Source organism: Actinomadura violacea, assembly GCF_017573465.1.
Classification (GTDB): domain Bacteria; phylum Actinomycetota; class Actinomycetes; order Streptosporangiales; family Streptosporangiaceae; genus Spirillospora; species Spirillospora violacea.
In genome coordinates this window covers 57,893-76,015 of record NZ_JAGEPF010000014.1, presented here as the reverse complement: position 1 = coordinate 76,015, position 18,123 = coordinate 57,893, and the positions used below count along the sequence as shown (strand labels likewise).

General features: G+C 73.0%; 20 protein-coding genes. 8 read left to right on the top strand and 12 right to left on the bottom strand.

The genetic code is table 11. From position 1 onward, the window contains the following. The first annotated feature begins 124 nt into the window (after window positions 1-124). Window positions 125-1,138, top strand: coding sequence for an alpha/beta hydrolase (locus J4709_RS22870; protein WP_208243826.1), 1,014 nt, complete (start codon window positions 125-127; stop codon window positions 1,136-1,138). A 28-nt stretch (window positions 1,139-1,166) separates the two neighbouring features. On the opposite strand, the gene J4709_RS54830 is transcribed toward J4709_RS22870, so the two are convergent. From J4709_RS54830 to J4709_RS22830, 9 genes are all read right to left on the bottom strand, one after another. Continuing rightward, entirely contained in the window at window positions 1,167-1,295 is a 129-nt protein-coding gene (locus tag J4709_RS54830) for a hypothetical protein (RefSeq protein ID WP_269757374.1), read from the bottom strand. Between the two features lie 128 nt (window positions 1,296-1,423). Then, window positions 1,424-1,861 carry a hypothetical protein gene (locus tag J4709_RS22865; protein ID WP_208243825.1) on the bottom strand — a complete coding sequence of 146 codons (438 nt, stop codon included), beginning with the start codon at window positions 1,859-1,861 and terminating at the stop codon, window positions 1,424-1,426. A 95-nt stretch (window positions 1,862-1,956) separates the two neighbouring features. Then, window positions 1,957-2,751, bottom strand: a complete 795-nt coding sequence (gene proC, locus J4709_RS22860) for a pyrroline-5-carboxylate reductase (RefSeq protein WP_208243824.1) — start codon at window positions 2,749-2,751, stop codon at window positions 1,957-1,959. Between the two features lie 64 nt (window positions 2,752-2,815). Then, the gene (locus J4709_RS22855; RefSeq protein WP_208243823.1) at window positions 2,816-3,736 is read right to left on the bottom strand and encodes a proline dehydrogenase family protein; all 921 of its coding nucleotides are present in this window, start codon (window positions 3,734-3,736) and stop codon (window positions 2,816-2,818) included. A gap of 116 nt (window positions 3,737-3,852) precedes the next feature. Then, window positions 3,853-5,202 carry an LCP family protein gene (locus J4709_RS22850; protein ID WP_208243822.1) on the bottom strand — a complete coding sequence of 450 codons (1,350 nt, stop codon included), beginning with the start codon at window positions 5,200-5,202 and terminating at the stop codon, window positions 3,853-3,855. A 111-nt stretch (window positions 5,203-5,313) separates the two neighbouring features. Next, on the bottom strand, window positions 5,314-6,048 hold the full coding sequence (locus tag J4709_RS22845) for an ABC transporter permease (RefSeq protein ID WP_208243821.1): 735 nt from the start codon (window positions 6,046-6,048) through the stop codon (window positions 5,314-5,316). After that, a complete protein-coding gene (locus tag J4709_RS22840) occupies window positions 6,045-6,776 on the bottom strand; it encodes an ABC transporter ATP-binding protein (RefSeq protein ID WP_208243820.1) in 732 nt (243 codons plus the stop codon). Before J4709_RS22840 ends, J4709_RS22845 begins: the two co-directional genes overlap by 4 nt. Window positions 6,777-6,828: 52 nt before the next feature. Beyond that, on the bottom strand, window positions 6,829-7,425 hold the full coding sequence (locus J4709_RS22835; protein WP_307801445.1) for a TetR/AcrR family transcriptional regulator: 597 nt from the start codon (window positions 7,423-7,425) through the stop codon (window positions 6,829-6,831). Beyond that, window positions 7,422-8,306, bottom strand: coding sequence for a sugar phosphate isomerase/epimerase family protein (locus tag J4709_RS22830; RefSeq protein WP_208243819.1), 885 nt, complete (start codon window positions 8,304-8,306; stop codon window positions 7,422-7,424). The genes J4709_RS22835 and J4709_RS22830 overlap by 4 nt, the downstream gene beginning before the upstream one ends. A gap of 235 nt (window positions 8,307-8,541) precedes the next feature. Between J4709_RS22830 and J4709_RS22825 the strand changes: the two genes are divergently transcribed. The 5 genes from J4709_RS22825 (at window position 8,542) to disA (ending at window position 13,736) form a co-directional block, all read left to right on the top strand. Beyond that, a complete protein-coding gene (locus J4709_RS22825; RefSeq protein ID WP_208243818.1) occupies window positions 8,542-9,096 on the top strand; it encodes a hypothetical protein in 555 nt (184 codons plus the stop codon). 62 nt (window positions 9,097-9,158) lie between these two features. Next, window positions 9,159-9,857 (top strand): class I SAM-dependent methyltransferase, encoded by a 699-nt coding sequence (locus tag J4709_RS22820; RefSeq protein WP_208243817.1) that lies wholly within the window; start codon window positions 9,159-9,161, stop codon window positions 9,855-9,857. A 157-nt stretch (window positions 9,858-10,014) separates the two neighbouring features. After that, window positions 10,015-11,073: an alpha/beta fold hydrolase gene (locus tag J4709_RS22815; protein WP_208243816.1), complete on the top strand. Its 1,059-nt coding sequence runs from the start codon at window positions 10,015-10,017 to the stop codon at window positions 11,071-11,073. 33 nt (window positions 11,074-11,106) lie between these two features. Beyond that, on the top strand, window positions 11,107-12,540 hold the full coding sequence (gene radA, locus J4709_RS22810) for a DNA repair protein RadA (protein WP_208243815.1): 1,434 nt from the start codon (window positions 11,107-11,109) through the stop codon (window positions 12,538-12,540). A gap of 113 nt (window positions 12,541-12,653) precedes the next feature. Next, window positions 12,654-13,736: a DNA integrity scanning diadenylate cyclase DisA gene (gene disA, locus J4709_RS22805; RefSeq protein ID WP_208243814.1), complete on the top strand. Its 1,083-nt coding sequence runs from the start codon at window positions 12,654-12,656 to the stop codon at window positions 13,734-13,736. A gap of 64 nt (window positions 13,737-13,800) precedes the next feature. Here the strand turns inward: disA and J4709_RS22800 are convergent, their stop codons facing one another. Then, on the bottom strand, window positions 13,801-14,409 hold the full coding sequence (locus J4709_RS22800) for a hypothetical protein (protein ID WP_232383921.1): 609 nt from the start codon (window positions 14,407-14,409) through the stop codon (window positions 13,801-13,803). A gap of 69 nt (window positions 14,410-14,478) precedes the next feature. On the opposite strand from J4709_RS22800, the gene J4709_RS22795 reads away from it, so the two are divergent. Further along, a complete protein-coding gene (locus J4709_RS22795; RefSeq protein WP_208243813.1) occupies window positions 14,479-15,351 on the top strand; it encodes an HhH-GPD family protein in 873 nt (290 codons plus the stop codon). Here J4709_RS22795 and J4709_RS22790 read toward each other — a convergent pair. Further along, window positions 15,333-16,469: an NADAR family protein gene (locus tag J4709_RS22790; protein ID WP_208243812.1), complete on the bottom strand. Its 1,137-nt coding sequence runs from the start codon at window positions 16,467-16,469 to the stop codon at window positions 15,333-15,335. The genes J4709_RS22795 and J4709_RS22790 overlap by 19 nt on opposite strands. Window positions 16,470-16,593: 124 nt before the next feature. Here J4709_RS22790 and add point away from each other — a divergent pair, with 124 nt between their 5' ends. Continuing rightward, window positions 16,594-17,568 (top strand): adenosine deaminase, encoded by a 975-nt coding sequence (gene add / locus J4709_RS22785; RefSeq protein ID WP_208243811.1) that lies wholly within the window; start codon window positions 16,594-16,596, stop codon window positions 17,566-17,568. Window positions 17,569-17,570: 2 nt separating this feature from the next. Here add and J4709_RS22780 read toward each other — a convergent pair whose 3' ends face one another. Beyond that, on the bottom strand, window positions 17,571-18,023 hold the full coding sequence (locus J4709_RS22780; protein WP_208243810.1) for an Lrp/AsnC family transcriptional regulator: 453 nt from the start codon (window positions 18,021-18,023) through the stop codon (window positions 17,571-17,573). Between the last annotated feature and the right edge of the window lie 100 nt (window positions 18,024-18,123).

Below are 18,123 nucleotides of genomic sequence, written 5' to 3'. Positions count from 1 at the left end.
AGGCCGGTGGCCTGGATCACAGACCCCGCCGCTCCGGGCATCGTTCGCGATCAACCTGTGATGTTGACTACACGCCATAAATGGGCATGTACATAACACAACGGAAACAGCGAGTGAGGTGCCGATGGACCCGAGCGTCCGCAGCCGCGCGATCTCCGGCGCGCTCCGCCTGGGCGTCCACCCGCTCATGCACCGGGTCCCCGGGCACGCCGGGAGCATCCGCACCGCCCGCTCCGCGGTCGACGCCGCGTCCCTGCTGATGCGGACGGGCTCCCGCGTCCGGATCGTCCCGCTGGACGACCCGCGGATCGAGAGCGGCGGTGACCGCCCGGTCAGGGGCGAGTGGGTCGTCGCCCGCGACGCGTCCGAGGCGCCCGCCGAGGGCGCGGTCCTCTACCTGCACGGCGGCGGCTACGTGGTCTGCTCGCCGCGCACCCACCGCCCCATCACCGCGCGGCTCGCCGTCGACACCGGGCTGCCCGTCCTCGTGCCCCGCTACCGGCTCGCGCCCGAGCACCCGTTCCCCGCCCCGCTGGAGGACGCCGTCGCCGCGTACCGCTGGCTGCTCGACCGCGGCGTCCCCGCGTCCGGGATCGTCGTGGCGGGCGACTCGGCGGGCGGGCACCTCGCCGCCGCGCTGGCCGGCGAGATCTGCCGGACGGGGCTCCCGTCGCCCGCGGGGATCGTCCTGTTCTCCCCCTGGGTCGACCTGACCTGCGAACTCTCCACCCAGGAGCAGCAACGCGCCCGCGACCCCTACATCAGCGCCTACGCGGCGCGCCGGGTCGCCCGCCTGGTCGTGGGGCCGGCCGGATTCGACGACCCGCGGCTGGCCCTGCTCACCTGCGCGTGGACGGACACGCCGCCGGTGCTGATCCAGGTCGGCGGCGCGGAGGTGCTGCGCCCGGAGGCCGAGGCGCTCGCGGAGGCGCTGACCGCCGCGGGCGCCGACTGCGAACTCCAGGTCTGGAAGGGCCAGATGCACGTCTTCCAGATGCTGAACCGGGTGCTCCCCGAGGCGAGCGCCGCGATGCGGGACGTCGCCCGCTTCGTCTCGTCCGTCACCGCCACCGCTCCGGACGGCACCGGCACGCGGGAGGGCGCGGCCGCGCGGGCCGCGGCCGAGGCGGCGGCGTAGCCGGCCGCCCGGCTCGCCCCGCAGGCCGCTAGCGATCCGGGCGCTTGCGCCGCTGGCGCAGGTTGGCGGCCAGCAGCGCCGCGGCGTGGTCGGCCATGAAGCGCGGCACCCCGAGCCTGAGCAGCGTCCGGTGCAGCCGCGACGCAGCGCCGGGCATGCCCGCCTCGCTCTTCCTGCGGTCGCCCATCCCGCCTCCCCGATACCGAGATCAACATGGAGGGCGGCCGGAGAGCACGCGGTTCCCCGGAACCGGACACCACCGTCGAGCGCGGGGACGGCCCCGGATCAGAAACCGCGGGCGTGTTCGCGTTCGGGGGCGAACTCGTCGTCGTCCGGCCGCCTGCGCTTGACCGTGCAGAAGCCGGCCACCGCCGCAACCGCCGCGATCCCCTCGCCCGCCAGGCTGATGGTCTTCTCCGTGTACCAGACGGGCTCGTGCATGTCCGGCAGCGGACCGAGTGCGCCCACGTCGACGTAGTAATAGAGCACGAGCGCGCCGACCGCGCTCCCCGCGACGAGGAACGCCACGGCGTACGACCAGCGGGCCGCGTAGGTGAGAATGATCACCGCCGCGACGGCGGCGACCCCGGCCTGGACGCGGAAGAGCACGTCGCCGTGGATCGAGCCGCCCTGCACGAACGCCATCTGGGGGGCGAACCTCCAGTGCACGACGGCGTCGGCGGCGAGCCCCGCGGCGACCAGCAGTCGGAGTATGAGTCCCATACTCCCTAACACGTCCGCGCACCCCCGCCCGGCTCAACCCGATCGTTCGGAATTGAACTTTTCGGGAGACATGGCCGTCCGGGAGCGCGGCCGGGTCAGCCGCCGGCGAGCTCCCGGCCCCGGTTGCGGGCCGCCTCGATCGCCTCCAGCACGGCGGCGCGGACGCCGTGCCGCTCCAGCTCCCGGATCGCCGAGATCGTCGTCCCGCCCGGGGACGTCACGGCCTCGCGGAGCAGCACCGGATGCTCGCCGGAGTCGCGCAGCATCACCGCGGCGCCGACGGCGGACTGGATCACCATCTCCAGCGCGGCGGCGCGCGGCATCCCGAGCAGGATCCCGGCGTCGACCATCGCCTCGACCAGGTAGTAGAAGTACGCGGGCCCGCTGCCGGACAGGGCCGTCGCGCCGTCCTGCAGCGACTCGGGGATGCGCAGCACCTTCCCGACCGGCGTCAGCAGCTCCTCGGCGAGCCGCAGGTGCTCCTCGCCCGCGTGCGACCCGGCCGAGATCACGCTCATCGCCTCGTCCACGTGGACGGGCGTGTTCGACATGACCCGGACCACCGGCACGCCCGCGGGCAGCCGCTCCTCGATGAACGCCGTCGGGATGCCCGCCGCCATCGAGATGACCAGCCGGTCGCCTCCGACGTGCGGGCGGACCTCGTCCAGCAGGGCGCCCATGTCCTGCGGCTTCACCGCGAGGATCAGCGTCCCGGCCTTAGCGGCGGCGTCGGCGTTGGACACCGTCTCGATGCCGTAGCGCTCGCGCAGCAGCGCCGCGCGCTCCTCGCGGCGCGCGGTCGCCACCAGCTCGGACGGGCGGCGGCCGGCCCGGAGCACCCCGGACAGCAGCGCCTCGCCCATCTTCCCGGCACCCAGAATCGCGATCATCGGCATACCTTGACGTGGGGTTCCAGTGACCGGGCCAGCCTAGCGGGGCCGCTCCGGGCGCCGGTCAGGCCCGTCCGACGAGAGAGCGCGCGAACAGCTTGAGGTTGGACGGCCTCTCCGCGAGCCGCCGCATGAAGTACTCGTACCAGTCCTGGCCGTAGGCGACGTAAACGCGCACCTGCGCGCCCTTGTCGGCGAGGCGGCGCTGCTCCGCCGAGCGGATCCCGTAGAGCATCTGGTACTCGAACGTGTCGGCGCCGCGCTCGTTCAGCACCGCCAGCGCGCCGCCGATGTCGATGAGGCGCGGGTCGTGCGTGGCGAGCATGGGGTAGCCCTTGCCCGCCATCAGGACCTTCATACAGCGGACGAACGACTTGTCGATCTCTTCCTTGTCGGTGAACGCGACCGCTTCGGGCGCTGCATAGGCGCCCTTGCACAGCCTCACGCGGGACCCTTCGTACGCCAGGTCCGCGCAGTGCTCCTCCGCGCGCCGCAGGTACGCCTGGATGACGGCGCCCACGTCCGGGAAGTCGCGGCGCAGTTCGTGGACGATCCGCAGCGTCGCGTCGACCGTGGTGTGCTCCTCCATGTCGAGCGTGACGGTCGTACTCGCGGACCGTGCCGCACCGCAGATACGGCGCGCGTTCTCCAACGCGAGCTCTTCGCCGAGGGACGACCCGATGGCCGACAGCTTCACCGACACCTCGGCGCGCGCCCCCAGGCCGGCAGCCCCGAGCCGTTCGAGCAGCGCGACGTAGTGCTCGGCGTTCGCCTCGGCCCGGCCGCCGTCCTCGGTGTCCTCGCCGAGGACGTCCAGCGTGACGAGCAGCCCCTCCGCGGTCAGGTCCCCGGTGACGCGCGCCGCGTCCTCGACCGTCTCCCCCGCGACGAACCGCCGGACGACGTCGCCGGTGAACGGCGCGGTCCGCACGATCCGGCGTGCGCCGCCACTGCGCGACGCGAACAGCAACGCCTGACGAAGCACTGGTGAACAACCCCTTGTCCGGCGGGACGGCCCGCTCCTTCACAGCCGCCATCCCCTACCGTCCAGGTTATGCCCGGACCGGGGCACCGATCACGACGCCCCGATCGGGCCGCCCGTCACGACACCGTGCCGACCCCGTGGCCGCCGCCGTACTTCTGGACGTACTGCTCCATGCCGGCCGTCTTCACCGCTTCGAACAGCGTCTTCGCCTTGGCCGGGTCCAGGAACACCACGCTCTGCTTGTTGCGCATCCCCGTGCCCTTGTAGGGCGCCGTAAGGAACGTCACGTCGCCGACGCGCAGGTGCCGCAGGCTCAGCGCCAGCGACCGCAGCTTCCCGGCCGACTCCCCCGAGTCCACGCTGATCGACTTGGTGAACGCCGACAGGAACCGGTCGAGCTTCAGCGGGTTGCTGATCGTGCCGCCGTCCGCGGCCTGCTTGGCGAGCGCGCCGAGGAACGCCTGCTGCCGCTTGATCCGGTCGAAGTCGCCGTTCGGCAGGTTGTAGCGCTGCCGCACGAACAGCAGCGCCTCCTCCCCGTTCAGCTTCTGCCGGCCGGCGTCCCAGTGCTTCTTGCGGGCCGGGTCGTACACGCTCTGCTTGATGTCGACGGTGACGCCGCCGAGCGCGTCCGTCATCGACTTGAACCCCTCGAAGTCGATCGCGCCGTAGTGGTCGATCCGGATGCCGGTGAGGTTCTCCAGCGTCTCGATCAGCAGCTTCGGCCCGCCGAACGAGAACGCCGCGTTGATCTTCTGCTTGCCGTACCCGGGGATCTGCACGTAGGAGTCCCGGGGGAAGGAGATGATGTACGCCTTCTTCCGGTCCGCCGGCAGGTGCATCAGCATGATCGTGTCGGTGCGCTGCTGGCCCGGCTTCCACAGGTCGCTGCCGCCGTCGCCGGTGGTGCCGACGTCGGCCCGCGAGTCCGAGCCGACCAGCAGCCAGTTCTCGGTGCCCGCGCTGTTCGGGCCGGGCCGCTTGCCGCCCGGCATGACGCCCTGGATCCGGTGGATGTTGCCGTTGTAGGACGACTGGCGCTGCCAGATCAGCCCGCCGATCCCCGCCACGAGCAGCACGAGGAACACGCCGATCGCGATGAGGACGCGCGGCCAGCGCTTCTTGCGCCTGCGCTCGCCGTCGCCGTCGCCGGGCCCGCCCCAGAACGCCGCGCTCTCGGGGTCCTCGCCGCCGGGCCCGCCGGGGCCGCCGTCCCCGGGGCCGCCCGGACCGCCGGGGCCGCCCAGGCCGCCACCCGGACCGCCCGGCGTGCCGTGCCGGCCGCTGCCTCCCTGCACGCCGAAGTCCCCCTGCACGCCGAAGTCCCCCGGCGCGCCGGGGCCGGACGGAGCGCCCGGTCCCGCCGGGGCGTCGGGGGCTCCGGACGCGTGGCGTCCCGCGTGCGGCGGCAGGGCCCCATCGGGCCGCTGCGACGCCGACGGGCCGGGGAGGTCTCGGGGGGTCATGGCGCAGAAGCTACCAGCCCGATCAGTGCGGTTAAGGCCCGTTTCACCTGTCCGTCCCTGAACGGGTCCCGTGACGCACTCCGTGTAAACCTTCCTCCCGCGCCGTTCGTCTTACACCGTTCGTCTGCGCAGGGTGGCGGCGCCCAGGAGCAGGGCCGCGACGGTGAAAGCGGCGATGACGGCGACGTCGGTCGCGAGCGTGCCGGTGAACCGGGGCCGCGTGCTGATCTCCTGCATGCCCTGCACCGCGTAGGTCAGCGGCAGCACCCGGGACAGCGCCTCCAGCCAGCCCGCCATCTGGTCGCGCGGGATGATCAGCCCGCACAGCAGCGTCTGCGGCAGGACGAGCGCCGGCATGAACTGGACGGCCTGGAACTCGGTGCGGGCGAACGCGCTGGCGAACAGGCCGAGCGCCATGCCGAGCAGCGCGTCCAGCACCGCGACGAGCACCAGGGAGGCCAGCGAGCCGGTCAGGTCCAGGCCGAGCCAGGTCAGCGAGATGACCAGGACGACACCGACCTGCACCAGCGCGGCCAGGCCGAACGCCAGCGCGTAGCCGACGAGGAGGTCGAGCTTGCCGAGCGGCATGCTCATCAGCCGTTCGAGGGTGCCGCCGGTGCGTTCGCGGAGCGTGGCGACGCTGGTCACGACGAACATGACGACGAACGGGAACAGGCCGAGCAGCATCGGGCCGAGCCGGTCGAACGCCTCCTGCCGCTGGAACACGTACCGCAGCAGGATCATCAGCAGGCTCGGCACGACGATCAGCAGCGCGACGGTGCGGTGGTCGTGCCGGAGCTGGGCGAGGATGCGGCGGGTGGTGGCGAGGGTGATCGCGAGGTTCATGCGGGGCTCCCGGCGGTCTCGTCGATCAGGCGGAGGAACGCCTCCTCGAGGTCGGCGGCGCCGGTGCGCTCGCGCAGCTCGGCGGGGGCGCCGTCGGCGAGGATGCGGCCCTCGCGCATGAGCAGCAGCCGGTCGGTGCGGCCCGCCTCGTCCATGACGTGGCTGGACACGACCAGGGTGACGCCGCGTCCGGCCAGCTCGCGGAACAGCGTCCACAGCTCCCGGCGCAGGACGGGGTCGAGGCCGACGGTCGGCTCGTCCAGGACGAGCAGCTCGGGCGAGCCGAGCAGGGCGACGGCGAGGTTGGCGCGGCTGTGCTGCCCGCCCGACAGCGTCCCGACCGGCTGGTCGCGGTTGCCGGTGAGGCCGACCTCCTCGATGACGCGGTCGACGTCGCCGCGCGGCGCGCGCAGCACGGACGCGAAGTAGCGCAGGTTCTCGGCGACGGTCAGGTCCCCGTAGACGGCGGGGGCCTGCGTCGCGTAGCCGACGCGGTCGCGCAGGCCGGGCGACCCGGCTTCCTCGCCGAGCACGGTGACCTGGCCGCTCCGGACGATCTGGACGCCGACGAGCGCCCGCATCACGGTGGTCTTGCCGCAGCCGCTCGGGCCGAGCAGCCCGACGACGCGGCCGCGCGGGACGTCGAAGCTCAGCCCGTGCAGGACCTCGCGTCCGCCGCGCACCACCCGCAGGTCCCGCACGCGCACGGCGGGACTGGAACTCATCATGTGATGAATTTAAGTCCGTGCGAGGGCCCGGTCAAGGGGATGGGGAAAGGCCTCAGTCCAGGTAGCGCTGGAGGGTCGGCGCGACCAGCGCCACCAGCTCCTCCTCGCCCGCCGACGCCATCGGCTCGACCCGCAGCACGTACCGCAGGATCATCACGCCGATCATCTGCCCGACCGCCGCCTGGATGTTCAGGTGCGGGACGTCGCCGCCCGCCGCGCCGGCCCGGCCGAGCAGCGCGGACGTCACGAACTCGCGCATCATCGCCGCCGCCCGCTCGTTGGTCATCGCCGAGCGCAGCATCGCCAGCAGCGGCGCGCGCCGGTCCGCGTCGCCCCAGACCTGCAGGAACGTCCGGACGATCGCCTCGCCGAGCCGCTCGCGCGGCAGCGACAGCAGCCGCGGCAGCACGACGGAGGGGTCCACCGGGAACCGCATGGCCTCGACGAACACGCCCTCCTTCGTCCCGAAGAAGTGGTGCACGAGCGCCGGGTCGACGCCGGCGGCGCGGGCGATCGCGCGCAGCGACGTCCCGTCGTAGCCCTTGTCGGCGAACATCTCGCGCGCCTCGGCGAGGATCGCCTCGCGGGTCTCGGTCGGCCCGGGGCGGCGGCCCCGGCCCGCGGTCCCCGCGCGCGGGGCGCCGGTCACCGGACTCCCCGGCGGGTGACCTCCCCGCCCGAGGTGACCTGCCAGGTGTGGTCGGCGGCGGCCAGGTGCAGCCGGGCGAACGCGAGCGCCTCGGCCAGGTCCTCCATGCGCTCGGCGCGGCTCGACGCGCGGCGCGTGTTGACCTCCAGGACGATGTGCCCGCGGAACCCCGACTCGGCGAGTGTCTCCAGCATCGGCCCGCACGGCTGGCTGCCGCGGCCGGGGACGAGGTGCTCGTCCTTGTTGGTGATCCCGACGCCGTCGGCGAGGTGGACGTGGCGGAGCCGGTCGCCGAGGCCCGCGGCCATGCCGAGCGCGTCGGAGCCGGAGACGGCGGTGTGCGACAGGTCCAGCGTGACGTACGGGTAGTCCTGGTCGACGGGGTTCCAGTCGGGCAGGTACATGCCGGCCTCGGCGCCGCGGGCCTTGAGCGGGAACATGTTCTCGACCGCGAACAGCACGTCCGTCTCGTCCTGCATGCGGGCGATGCCCTCGACGAACTCCTTGGCGTAGTCGCGCTGCCAGCGGAACGGCGGGTGGACGACCACGACGTCGGCGCCGAGCTCCTCGGCGACCTCCTTGGAGCGGACGAGCTTGCCCCACGGCTCGCGGCCCCACACCCGCTGGGTGAGCAGCAGGCAGGGCGCGTGGATCGACTTGATCGGGACCTGGTGGTAGTCCGACAGGCGGCGCAGCACGTTGAGGTCCTGCGAGGAGGCGTCCGTGGACACCATGACCTCGATGCCGTCGTAGCCGAGCAGTGCGGCGATCTCGAAGGCGCTCGGCACCTTCTCGGGATAGACCGACGCGGTGGACAGCGTGATCGGTGCGTCCGGCACGCGCAGGGCCGGTGTGTAGGAGCCGTTGTGCTGCGGGGTCAAGGCTTCCTCGCCAGGAATGATCGCTCGGCTGGGTCCATGAGAGGCAGTGTTCGTAAAGGAGAGCCTATGCGCCCGCGCCGGTGATGAAACCCTCGCCCCGAGTGATCCGCGCTGCTTTGCCCCCACCCTGTCCGCGCTTTGCGCGGGGCGCCGGGAGGCGGCCGTCCCGGCGGCCGGCCAAGTCCGCACGGCTACGCCCCTGGTCCGAGGACGATCTTCGGAGCAGAATGTCGGGGTGGTCCCGGTCGGCAAGCGGTCGCACGACAGGCGGCGGACCGCGCGATGGGCGGGTTGGGCGGCGCTGGCGTCGTACTTCATCGCCGTGGCCATCGTCGGCGGGTGGAGCCTGGCGGTCGCCGGAGGCGCGGCCCTCGGCGCGGGAGCGCTGTGCGGCTTGCTCGCCTATGTCACGGGAGTGATGGCGTGGGAGCGGCTGCGTGCCTTCGGCGGAGGGCTCGTCAAGGCCGAGTACAGCAAGACCGTCCGGGTCTACCGGCCGGCGGGAAAGCTCGAGACCAACTGGCAGCAGCGCTATGTCCACGTCAACGCCGCGGGGCGGACGCTGACCGGCACGCGCTTCTGCTCCTATGAGGGCTCCAAGGCGCGGCCGCAGCGCCGGTTCTGGGTCGCGAACGGCAGGCGTCCCGGCCTGCAGCCCTTCTGGCAGACGCTGTTCTCGCCCGCATTGCTGTTCATCACCGTCCCTACGGCCCTGGCCGTCCCGGCCTTCGTCCTGGCCGCCGTTCCCGGAGCGCTGATCGCCGCCATCATCGGCGTCCCGCAAGGCTGACCGGCCTGCGCACCTCCCGGCGCGGCGCCGGATGTCCGAAGCCGCGGCTACGCTCTGTTCGCGTGGCCGAGATCGCGCCGGGCGCCGTGCCGAGCCCGAACATCTGGAACTCCCCGCAGGTCTACGAGCTGGAGAACCGCGCGGTGGACCCCGACGGCGTGCTGGACGCGGCGATGCGCGCCATCCGGCCGTGGAACGGCGCGACCGTGCTGGACCTCGGCTGCGGCACCGGCTTCCACCTGCCCCATTTCGCCGCGGAGGCGGACCGGGTGATCGGCGTCGAGCCGCACGCGGGCCTCGCCGGGGCGGCGGCGCGCCGCGTCCGCGACCTGCCCAACGTCACGGTGCGCGTCGGCGCGGCGCAGGCGCTCCCGCTGCCGGACGCGTCGGTGGACGTCGTGCACGTGCGATGGGCGTACTTCTTCGGGCCGGGCTGCGAGCCGGGCCTCGCCGAGCTGGAGCGGGTCGTGCGGCGCGGCGGCGCGGTCTTCGTCATCGACAACGACGCGACCCGGTCCACGTTCGGCCGCTGGTTCCGGCGCGGGCTGCCGAAGTACGACCCGGACGCGGTCGAGCGGTTCTGGACGCGGCGCGGCTTCACCCGCGAGCCGCTCATGATCCGGTGGTCGTTCGGGAGCCGCGACGACCTGGCGGCCGTGCTGCGGATCGAGTTCCCCGCCGAGCTCGCCGAGGAGTTCCTGCGCGGGCATTCCGGGCTGGAAGTGGACTACGCCGTCAATCTGTGGTGGCGTTGCGCCTGAGGTTACTGACGAGTCGGTCACAGTCGCCGCCCCCCTGTGGCCACTCTTGGATGCCGCGTACAACAATTGGCGCCGTACGCACCACGGCGCCACGCGCCGCGACGCCGCCCCGCGCCCGCGGACCGGCGTCCACCCCCGAGGAACGGAGGAACCGGCCATGGGCCGTGCCGCCAGGACGAGCCGCAATGTGATCGCCGCCGCCGCGCTCGCCGGAGCCGGCGCCGGAGCCGGACTGGCCCTGCAGCGCCGCGCCGTCCGCCGCCTCCAGCTGCGGCCCGACCCCTACGCCGGCGAGCCGTTCGGCTCGCTGCGCGGCCGCCCCGTCCCCGTCCGCGCCGACGACGGCACCCGGCTGTACGCCGAGGTCGACGGCGAGGACCGCACCGACCTCGCCGTCGTGTTCTCGCACGGCTGGACCCTCACCCAGGACTCCTGGCACTTCCAGCGCAAGGCGCTGCGCGGCCTCGGCCGGCTCGTCTTCTGGGACCAGCGCGGCCACGGCCGCTCCGACGGCGGCGCCCGCGACGGCTACAGCCTCGACCGGCTCGCGGCCGACCTGTCCGCCGTCATCGACGCGACCGTCCCCGCCGGCACCCCCGTCGTCCTCGTCGGCCACTCCATGGGCGGCATGACCACCATGCGGTACGCCGACGCCAACGCCGGCCTGATCGGCTCCAAGATCGCCGCGACCGGGCTGCTGTGCACCTCCTCCGGCGGCCTCGGCGAGGTCACCCTCGGCATGCCGGCCCTCGTCGCCCGCTCCACCCAGCGCGTCCTGCCGCGCGCCCTGCGCGCCCTCGGCGCCGGCTCCGCCGGCATCGAGAAGGTCCGCCACCTCGGCCGGGACGGCTCCACGCTGATCCTCGACCTGATCGCCTACGGCCCCGACGCCAGCCCCGCCGCCGTCGCGTTCGCCGAGCAGATGATGACCGACACCCGGATGGACGCCCTCATCGACTTCTTCCACTCGATGATCACGACCGAGGTGATCAGCGACTGCGCCGCCCTCGGCGCCGCCGACACCCTGGTCATCGGCGCGGAGAACGACATGCTCACCCCCGTCGAGCACAGCCTCAAGATCGCCGGATGCGTGCCGTCCGCGCGCCTGGAGGTCATCCCCACCGCCGGCCACATGGCCATGCTCGAACGCCCCAGCGTCGTCTCCGACCACCTCGGCGACCTCATCGAACGCGCCCGCAAGAGCACGACCGCCTAGAACTGTCGGCGGCGGGCCCTAGAGTCTCGGGCCATGGCGAAGGCGAAGACGGCGAAGGCTGCCTACCGCTGCTCCGAATGCGGCTGGCAGACCTCGAAGTGGGTGGGGCGCTGCGGCGAGTGCCAGACGTGGGGCACGGTCACCGAGGCGGCCTCCGCCACCCCCGCGCGGGTCGTGTCCGCCGGGCCCGTCAGCACGCCGGCCAAGCCGATCGGGCAGGTCGACGTCCAGAACGCGCAGACCAGGCCCACCGGGCTGGACGAGCTCGACCGCGTGCTCGGCGGCGGCATCGTGCCCGGGGCCGTGCTGCTGCTCGCGGGCGAGCCCGGCATCGGCAAGTCCACGCTGCTGCTGGAGGTCGCGGCGCTGGCGTCGACGCCGCCGGAGATCCCCCGCAACGCGCCCGCCAAGCGCGTCCTGTACGTCACCGGGGAGGAGTCCGCGGAGCAGGTCAGGCTGCGCGCCGACCGCGTCGGCGCGATCACCGACCACCTGTACCTGGCCGCCGAGACGGAGCTGTCGGCCGTCCTCGGGCACGTCGACACCGTCGAGCCCGCGCTGCTCGTGGTCGACTCCATCCAGACGATCGGGACGTCCGAGGTCGACGGCGCGCCCGGCGGCGTCACCCAGATCCGCGAGGTCGCCGCCAACCTGATCAGGATCGCCAAGGAGCGCGGCATCACCGTCGTGCTCGTCGGCCACGTCACCAAGGACGGCGCGATCGCGGGCCCCCGGCTGCTGGAGCACCTCGTCGACGTCGTCCTCTACTTCGAGGGCGACCGGCACTCCCGGCTCCGGATGATCCGCGCCGTGAAGAACCGCTATGGCCCGACCGACGAGCTCGGCTGCTTCGACCTGTCGGAGGTCGGGATCGTCGGGCTGCCAGACCCGAGCGGCCTGTTCCTCACCCGCCGCGAGGAGCCCGTCCCGGGCACCTGCGTCACCGTCACGCTGGAGGGCCGCCGGCCGCTCGTCGCGGAGGTCCAGGCGCTCGTCGCCAAGTCGCACCTGCCCTCGCCGCGGCGCGCCACGTCCGGCCTCGACACCTCCCGCGTCGCGATGGTGCTGGCCGTCCTCGCCCAGCGCTGCAAGATCTCCATGCACGAGCAGGACGTCTACGTCTCCACCGTCGGCGGCGTCCGGCTCGCCGAGACCTCCGTCGACCTCGCGCTCGGCCTCGCCGTCGCCGGGTCCACCGTCGAGCAGGCGCTGTCGAGCAGCCTCATCGCGCTCGGCGAGGTCGGCCTCGCCGGGGAGGTCCGCGTCGTCCCCGGCGTGCAGCGGCGCCTCGCCGAGGCGGCGCGGCTCGGGTTCAAGCACGCCGTCGTCCCGCGCGGGTCCCTGGAGCTCGCCGACGGATCGCCGCTCAAGCGCGCCGACCCGCAGCTCAGCAGCTACGAGGGCATGAAGGTGATGGAGGTCGACAGCCTGCAGCAGGCGCTCCAGGTCGCCTTTACCGCGCCATGACGCGGGTAGGGCGAGAGTATTACGGCACGCGCCGCACGGATGCGACCAGGGGAGGAACCGGGCCGCCGCCCTCCTCGGTAAACTGACGCCGTCCAGCGACCTCCGGGGGCCAGGTGCCAGAACACGACAAGGCTCATGACGAACGACGCCGCGCCACGCTCGCCGCGGTGGCCCCGGGCACGCAGATCCGCGACGGCCTGGAGCGCATCCTGCGGGGGCACACCGGCGGGCTGATCGTCCTCGGCTACGACAAGGCCGTCGAGGACCTGTGCTCGGGCGGCTTCGAACTCGACGTCGAGTTCTCCGCCACGCGGCTGCGCGAGCTGGCCAAGATGGACGGCGCGATCGTGCTGGACAACGACCACTCGCACATCGTGCGCGCCGCCGTCCACCTCGTGCCGGACTCCACCATCCCCACCGAGGAGTCGGGCACCCGGCACCGCACCGCCGAGCGCGTCGCCCGCCAGACGCCGCACCCGGTCATCTCGGTCAGCCAGTCGATGCGGATCATCGCCCTCTACCTGGACGGCATCCGCTACGTCCTGGAGGACTCGGCCGCGATCCTGTCCAAGGCCAACCAGGCCCTCGCCACCCTCGAGCGCTACAAGCTGCGGCTCGACGAGGTGTCCGGGACGCTGTCCGCGCTGGAGATCGAGGACCTCGTCACCGTCCGCGACGTCAGCGCCGTCGTGCAGCGCCTGGAGATGGTGCGCCGCATCGCCGACGAGATCGAGGGCTACGTCGTCGAGCTCGGCACCGACGGCCGGCTGCTCTCGCTGCAGCTGGACGAGCTGGTCTCCGGCGTCGACGTCGACCGGGAGCTGATCGTCCGCGACTACCCGTCGGACGACACCCGCGCCCGCGGCGTGTCGGCGATCCTGTCCGCGCTGGACACGCTGTCGGCCAACGAGCTGCTCGACCTGTCGACGGTCGCCGAGGTGATGGGGTTCGCCGGGCCCGACGCCCTCGACCTGCCGGTCAGCCCGAAGGGGTTCCGGCTGCTGGCGAAGGTGCCGCGGCTGCCCAGCATGGTCGTCGAGCGGCTCGTCGAGCACTTCGGCGGGCTGCAGAAGCTCCTCGCCGCCAGCATCGACGACCTCCAGGCCGTCGGCGGGGTCGGCGAGTCCCGCGCCCGCAGCGTCCGCGAGGGCCTGTCGCGGCTCGCCGAGTCGTCGATCCTCGAACGCTACGTGTGATCCCCGCGCGCGGTCGGCGCAGGCGGAAGATCAGTGCAGGTGGAAGATCAGTGCAGGTGGAAGATCAGTGCAGGTGGAACACGCGCTTGGCCGCCTTGCCGCCCTTGAGCTTCGCGACGTAGGTTCCGGGACGGGCCGGCGCGCCGCCGCAGCCGCGTCGACGGTCCCAGGCGACGGCCGCGGTGTACGGGATGCCGCGGCGCAGCGTCTGCTTTCCGGACCCGCTCTTGCGGCACTCCCCCGACGACCAGATCCGGTCCTTGCCGGACGTGACCACGACGTAGAGCGAACCGGTGTCGAACCTGCACGACGCGGGGCTCATGTTCACCACGCTGACGTCGAACCGCGGCTGCCGGCCCGCCGCGTAGTCCTGCGACGTGACCATGTTGAACACCAGGTCGTCCGCCTTGCAGGGCCCGCCGCCGTCCCGTGGTGACGGTGACACGGTCGTGGTGACGGTGACCGTCGGCACGGCCGCCGACGGTGCCGCGGGCACGCTCGAATCGATCGCCCCGGCGTTCCGGACCGGCTCTTTCTCACCGCCCCCGCCGCTGCCGCCCGCCGCGCACGCCCAGGCCAGAGCCGCGACCATTCCGGCCGTCCCGGCCAGCACCGCAACGCGGCGCCGCCAATACCGGTCCAGCGATGATTCACGCTCGGTACCCGTATCCATACGGTCAGTATGCATTCGCGGAACCCGGGCGAAGGGCCGACCCGCCGCGTGCCACAATGGCGATCCGCCATGAACTCCACCTATACCGACCCGATTCTCGACTGGTACGCCGCGAACGCCCGGGACCTCCCGTGGCGCGCCCCCGGCGCCACCCCGTGGGGCGTTCTCGTCAGCGAGATCATGCTCCAGCAGACGCCCGTCGTCCGTGTCCTGCCCGTCTGGCGGGAATGGACGGAGCGCTGGCCGACGCCCGCCGCGCTCGCCGCCGAACCGTCCGGCGAGGCCGTCCGCGCCTGGGGCCGGCTCGGCTACCCGCGCCGCGCGCTGCGCCTGCACGCGAGCGCCCGCGCGATCACCGACCGCCACGGCGGCGAGGTCCCCTCGTCCCACGACGACCTGCTCGCCCTGCCGGGCATCGGCGCCTACACCGCCGCCGCCGTCGCCAGCTTCGCCTTCCGGCAGCGGCACGCCGTCCTCGACACCAACGTCCGGCGCGTCCTCGCCCGGCTCGTCTCCGGCGCGGAGTACCCGCCGAAGTCCCAGACCAGGGCGGAGGTGACGCTCGCCGAGGGCCTGCTGCCCCCCGACCCGCCGACCGCCGCCCGCTGGGCCGTCGCCGTCATGGAGCTCGGCGCCCTCGTCTGCACCGCCCGCACGCCCCGCTGCGTCGACTGCCCCGTCCTCGCCCAGTGCACCTGGCATCGCAACGGCCGTCCCGCCTATGACGGCCCGCCCCGCAAGGGGCAGACCTACGCGGGCACCGACCGGCAGTGCCGCGGCCGGCTCCTCGCCGTCCTCCGCGACGCCGACGGCCCCGTCGAGAAGCCCGCCCTCGACATCGTCTGGTCGGACGCGCCGCAACGCGAACGCGCCCTCGACGCCCTCATCGCCGACGGCCTCGTCGACCCCCTCGACGACGGCCGCTACGCCCTGCCTGCCTGAAGCGGGATGCCGGCCTCCCGGGCCTGGTGCTCGGAGCGGACGAGCTCCAGGAGGCGCCCGATCCAGTTGCGGCCCGCCTCGCCGCGCGAGACCCAGTGGTCGGAGTCCGGTCCGGTGTAGCCGATCGGCGCGTCGCCCGTCCCGAGCAGGACCGCCGCCAGGTCGGGGTGCTGGTCGAACTTGGCGCGCAGCAGGCCCGCCATCACCGCCGTCCGGGCGTCCGGCCAGCCCGGGACGCGCGGCGCCGGATCGGCGATCCGCTGCGCGTCGTAGGACCGCTCGGCCGTGCGGACCTGCTCACGGACCTCGGGGTCGGCCGTGGACAGCGCCCAGTAGGCGTGCTTGACCGACGGGTAGACGGCGCCGCCGACCTCGATCTCGGCCGGATACTCGATCTGGAGGACGGCGAGGCCCGCGTCCTCGGGCGGCCCGTTCGGGAACACCCGCCCGCCGAGGTGGACGGTCCCGGCCGCGGGCCGCGGCGGGTCGTCGGCGGGCCGCTTCGACTCGTACTCCGCCCGCGCCCGGTCGCTGTCGGCGAAGTAGTCCAGTGCCCATTCGCGCATCGCTTCGGTGACGGCTTCACCGTCGTCGAACCACCCGCCGATCGGCGACTCCCCGATGCCGGTGCAGAGGATCACCAGCGGGCGATCCTTGTGGTCCATGTCGCCGAGCGCGTAGTGCCGCTTGTGCTCGGGAATCGCCAGGTACGCGGCGCGCAGTGCATGACGGTCCGCCTCGTCCCGCGACTCCAGGTACCGGTCCAGCGCGGCCAGGCAGCGGTCCGTGGAATCGGGGCGGCCGTTCAACCTCTCGATGTCGTCGGCGACCTCCCCCAGCAGCTGCTCCGCGGTGAGGTGGAACATCGGCTCCGCGGCCTTCAGGCGGCCCAGCTCGAACGCGCTGACCTCGCCGCCCTCGGGAACCCCGGTCACCACCCAGCCGCATTCGAGCTTCTCCCGCAGGCCGTCCAGGTCGACCCATTCCCAGCAGTTGATGGCCCCGTCCGCGAAGACCAGCAGGTTCGTCAGGTGGTACGAGAAGTTGTGGATGAAGATCGGGCGCGTGACGCCCTCGATGCGGCGCCCGTCCTCGACGCGGTGGATCCGGTTCAGCACGACGGTGATCGACTCCTAGCGGGTTGCCCCTGCGGTACCGGCCGAATCATGGCCGCGCCGCCGAGCGCCGTCAACGCGAATAATGGCTGGTACTTCGGGGACGTGCGCCCGTAGCGTACGGCGGGTGCGCGATCTCCTGAGCCTCCCCAAAGCCCACCTGCACGTCCACCTGGAGAGCACCGTCCGCCAGGAGACCCTCCGCGACATCGGCGCCGCGAACGGCGTCGAGGTGCCCGGGCACGACGGGGCCTTCGGCGGTTTCGCCGCCTTCTTCGCCCAGAACGACCTCGTCCGCTCGTGCCTGCGGCGCCCCGGCGACTTCCGGCGGATCGCCTACGAGTTCTGCGAGGACGAGGCGGCGCAGGGCACCCGCTACGCCGAGGTCTCGTTCACCGCCGCCGCACACGGCGAGCGGCTCGGCGATCTGGACATGCCGCTGACCGCCGTCCGCGAGGGCCTGTCCGCCGGATGCGACGCGTTCGGCATCGAGGTCGGCCTGCTCCTCGACCACTCCCGCCGCCGCTCCCTCGACCGGGCCTGGCGCACGCTGGACCTCGCCCGCCGCCACGACGGCGTCGTCGCCGTCGGCCTCGCGGGCGACGAGTCCTACCCCGGCGACCCGTTCACCGAGGTCTTCGCGGCGGCCCGCGACGCCGGGCTGCACGTCGTCCACCACGCGGGCGAGGGCGAGGGCCCGGCCAGCATCCGGCAGGCGCTCGGCGACGGCCGCACCGAACGCCTCGGCCACGGCATCCGCGTCCTGGACGACCCGGACCTGGTCGCGGAGGTCCGCGAGCGGCGGATCCCGCTCGAGGTCTGCCCGTCCTCCAACGTCGCCCTGGGCTTCGCGCCGTCCCTCGCCGACCACCCCTTCCCCCGGCTCCGCGAGGCGGGGCTGATCGTCACCGTCAACACCGACATCCCCGCCCTGATCGGCACGCCGCTCGCCACCGAATACGCCCGCGTCCGCGACACGTTCGGCTACGACGACGCCGCCCTGGCCGACCTGGCCCGCGCCGGCGTCGACGCCTCCTTCGCCCCCGCGTCCACCAAGAGCCGCCTCCACCAGGAGATCGGCACCTGGCTGACCGCCCCGTAACGCTAGGTGGGAAGAGGGCGGTCGTTCACGATGTGCTTCATCACCAGGGTCGAGTTCAGCCGCTGGACGCCGGGCAGGGCTGAGAGCACGTCGTCCTCCAGCTCCTGGTAGGCGGTCAGGTCGGCGGTGACGATGCGCAGCAGGTAGTCGGGGTCGCCGAACAGCCGCTGCGCCTGGACGACCTCCGGAACCCGCTCGACCGCCGCCTCGAACCCGAGCAGGGTGTCGCGGTCCTCCTGCCGCATGGTGACGAACACCAGCGCCTGGAACGTCAGCCCCAGGGAAGCGGCGTCCACGACCGCGCGGTACCCGCGGATGGTCCCGCTGCGCTCCAGTTCCCGCAGCCGCCGATGGCAGGGCGAGACGCTCAGCCCGACCCGCGCCGCCACATCGGTGATCGTCGCCCGGCCTTCCTCCTGCAGCACCGCAATGATCTTCCGGTCGATGGCGTCCATGCAGAAGATCCTTCCACCGCGACGGCGTGTACAGGCGAAACTTGGCAGCACATTTCGGTAGATCAAACATATTCTCCCCTCATCAACCGCCATCCGAGGG

Excerpts from the sequence above, each read along its gene's own strand:
- J4709_RS22870 (WP_208243826.1), top strand. The coding sequence starts at position 125 with ATGGACCCGAGCGTCCGCAGCCGCGCGATCTCCGGCGCGCTCCGCCTG.
- J4709_RS54830 (WP_269757374.1), bottom strand. The coding sequence starts at position 1,295 with ATGCCCGGCGCTGCGTCGCGGCTGCACCGGACGCTGCTCAGGCTCGGG.
- J4709_RS22865 (WP_208243825.1), bottom strand. The coding sequence starts at position 1,861 with ATGGGACTCATACTCCGACTGCTGGTCGCCGCGGGGCTCGCCGCCGAC.
- proC (WP_208243824.1), bottom strand. The coding sequence starts at position 2,751 with ATGATCGCGATTCTGGGTGCCGGGAAGATGGGCGAGGCGCTGCTGTCC.
- J4709_RS22850 (WP_208243822.1), bottom strand. The coding sequence starts at position 5,202 with ATGACCCCCCGAGACCTCCCCGGCCCGTCGGCGTCGCAGCGGCCCGAT.
- J4709_RS22845 (WP_208243821.1), bottom strand. The coding sequence starts at position 6,048 with ATGAACCTCGCGATCACCCTCGCCACCACCCGCCGCATCCTCGCCCAG.
- J4709_RS22840 (WP_208243820.1), bottom strand. The coding sequence starts at position 6,776 with ATGATGAGTTCCAGTCCCGCCGTGCGCGTGCGGGACCTGCGGGTGGTG.
- J4709_RS22815 (WP_208243816.1), top strand. The coding sequence starts at position 10,015 with ATGGGCCGTGCCGCCAGGACGAGCCGCAATGTGATCGCCGCCGCCGCG.
- radA (WP_208243815.1), top strand. The coding sequence starts at position 11,107 with ATGGCGAAGGCGAAGACGGCGAAGGCTGCCTACCGCTGCTCCGAATGC.
- J4709_RS22800 (WP_232383921.1), bottom strand. The coding sequence starts at position 14,409 with ATGGATACGGGTACCGAGCGTGAATCATCGCTGGACCGGTATTGGCGG.
- J4709_RS22795 (WP_208243813.1), top strand. The coding sequence starts at position 14,479 with ATGAACTCCACCTATACCGACCCGATTCTCGACTGGTACGCCGCGAAC.
- J4709_RS22780 (WP_208243810.1), bottom strand. The coding sequence starts at position 18,023 with ATGGACGCCATCGACCGGAAGATCATTGCGGTGCTGCAGGAGGAAGGC.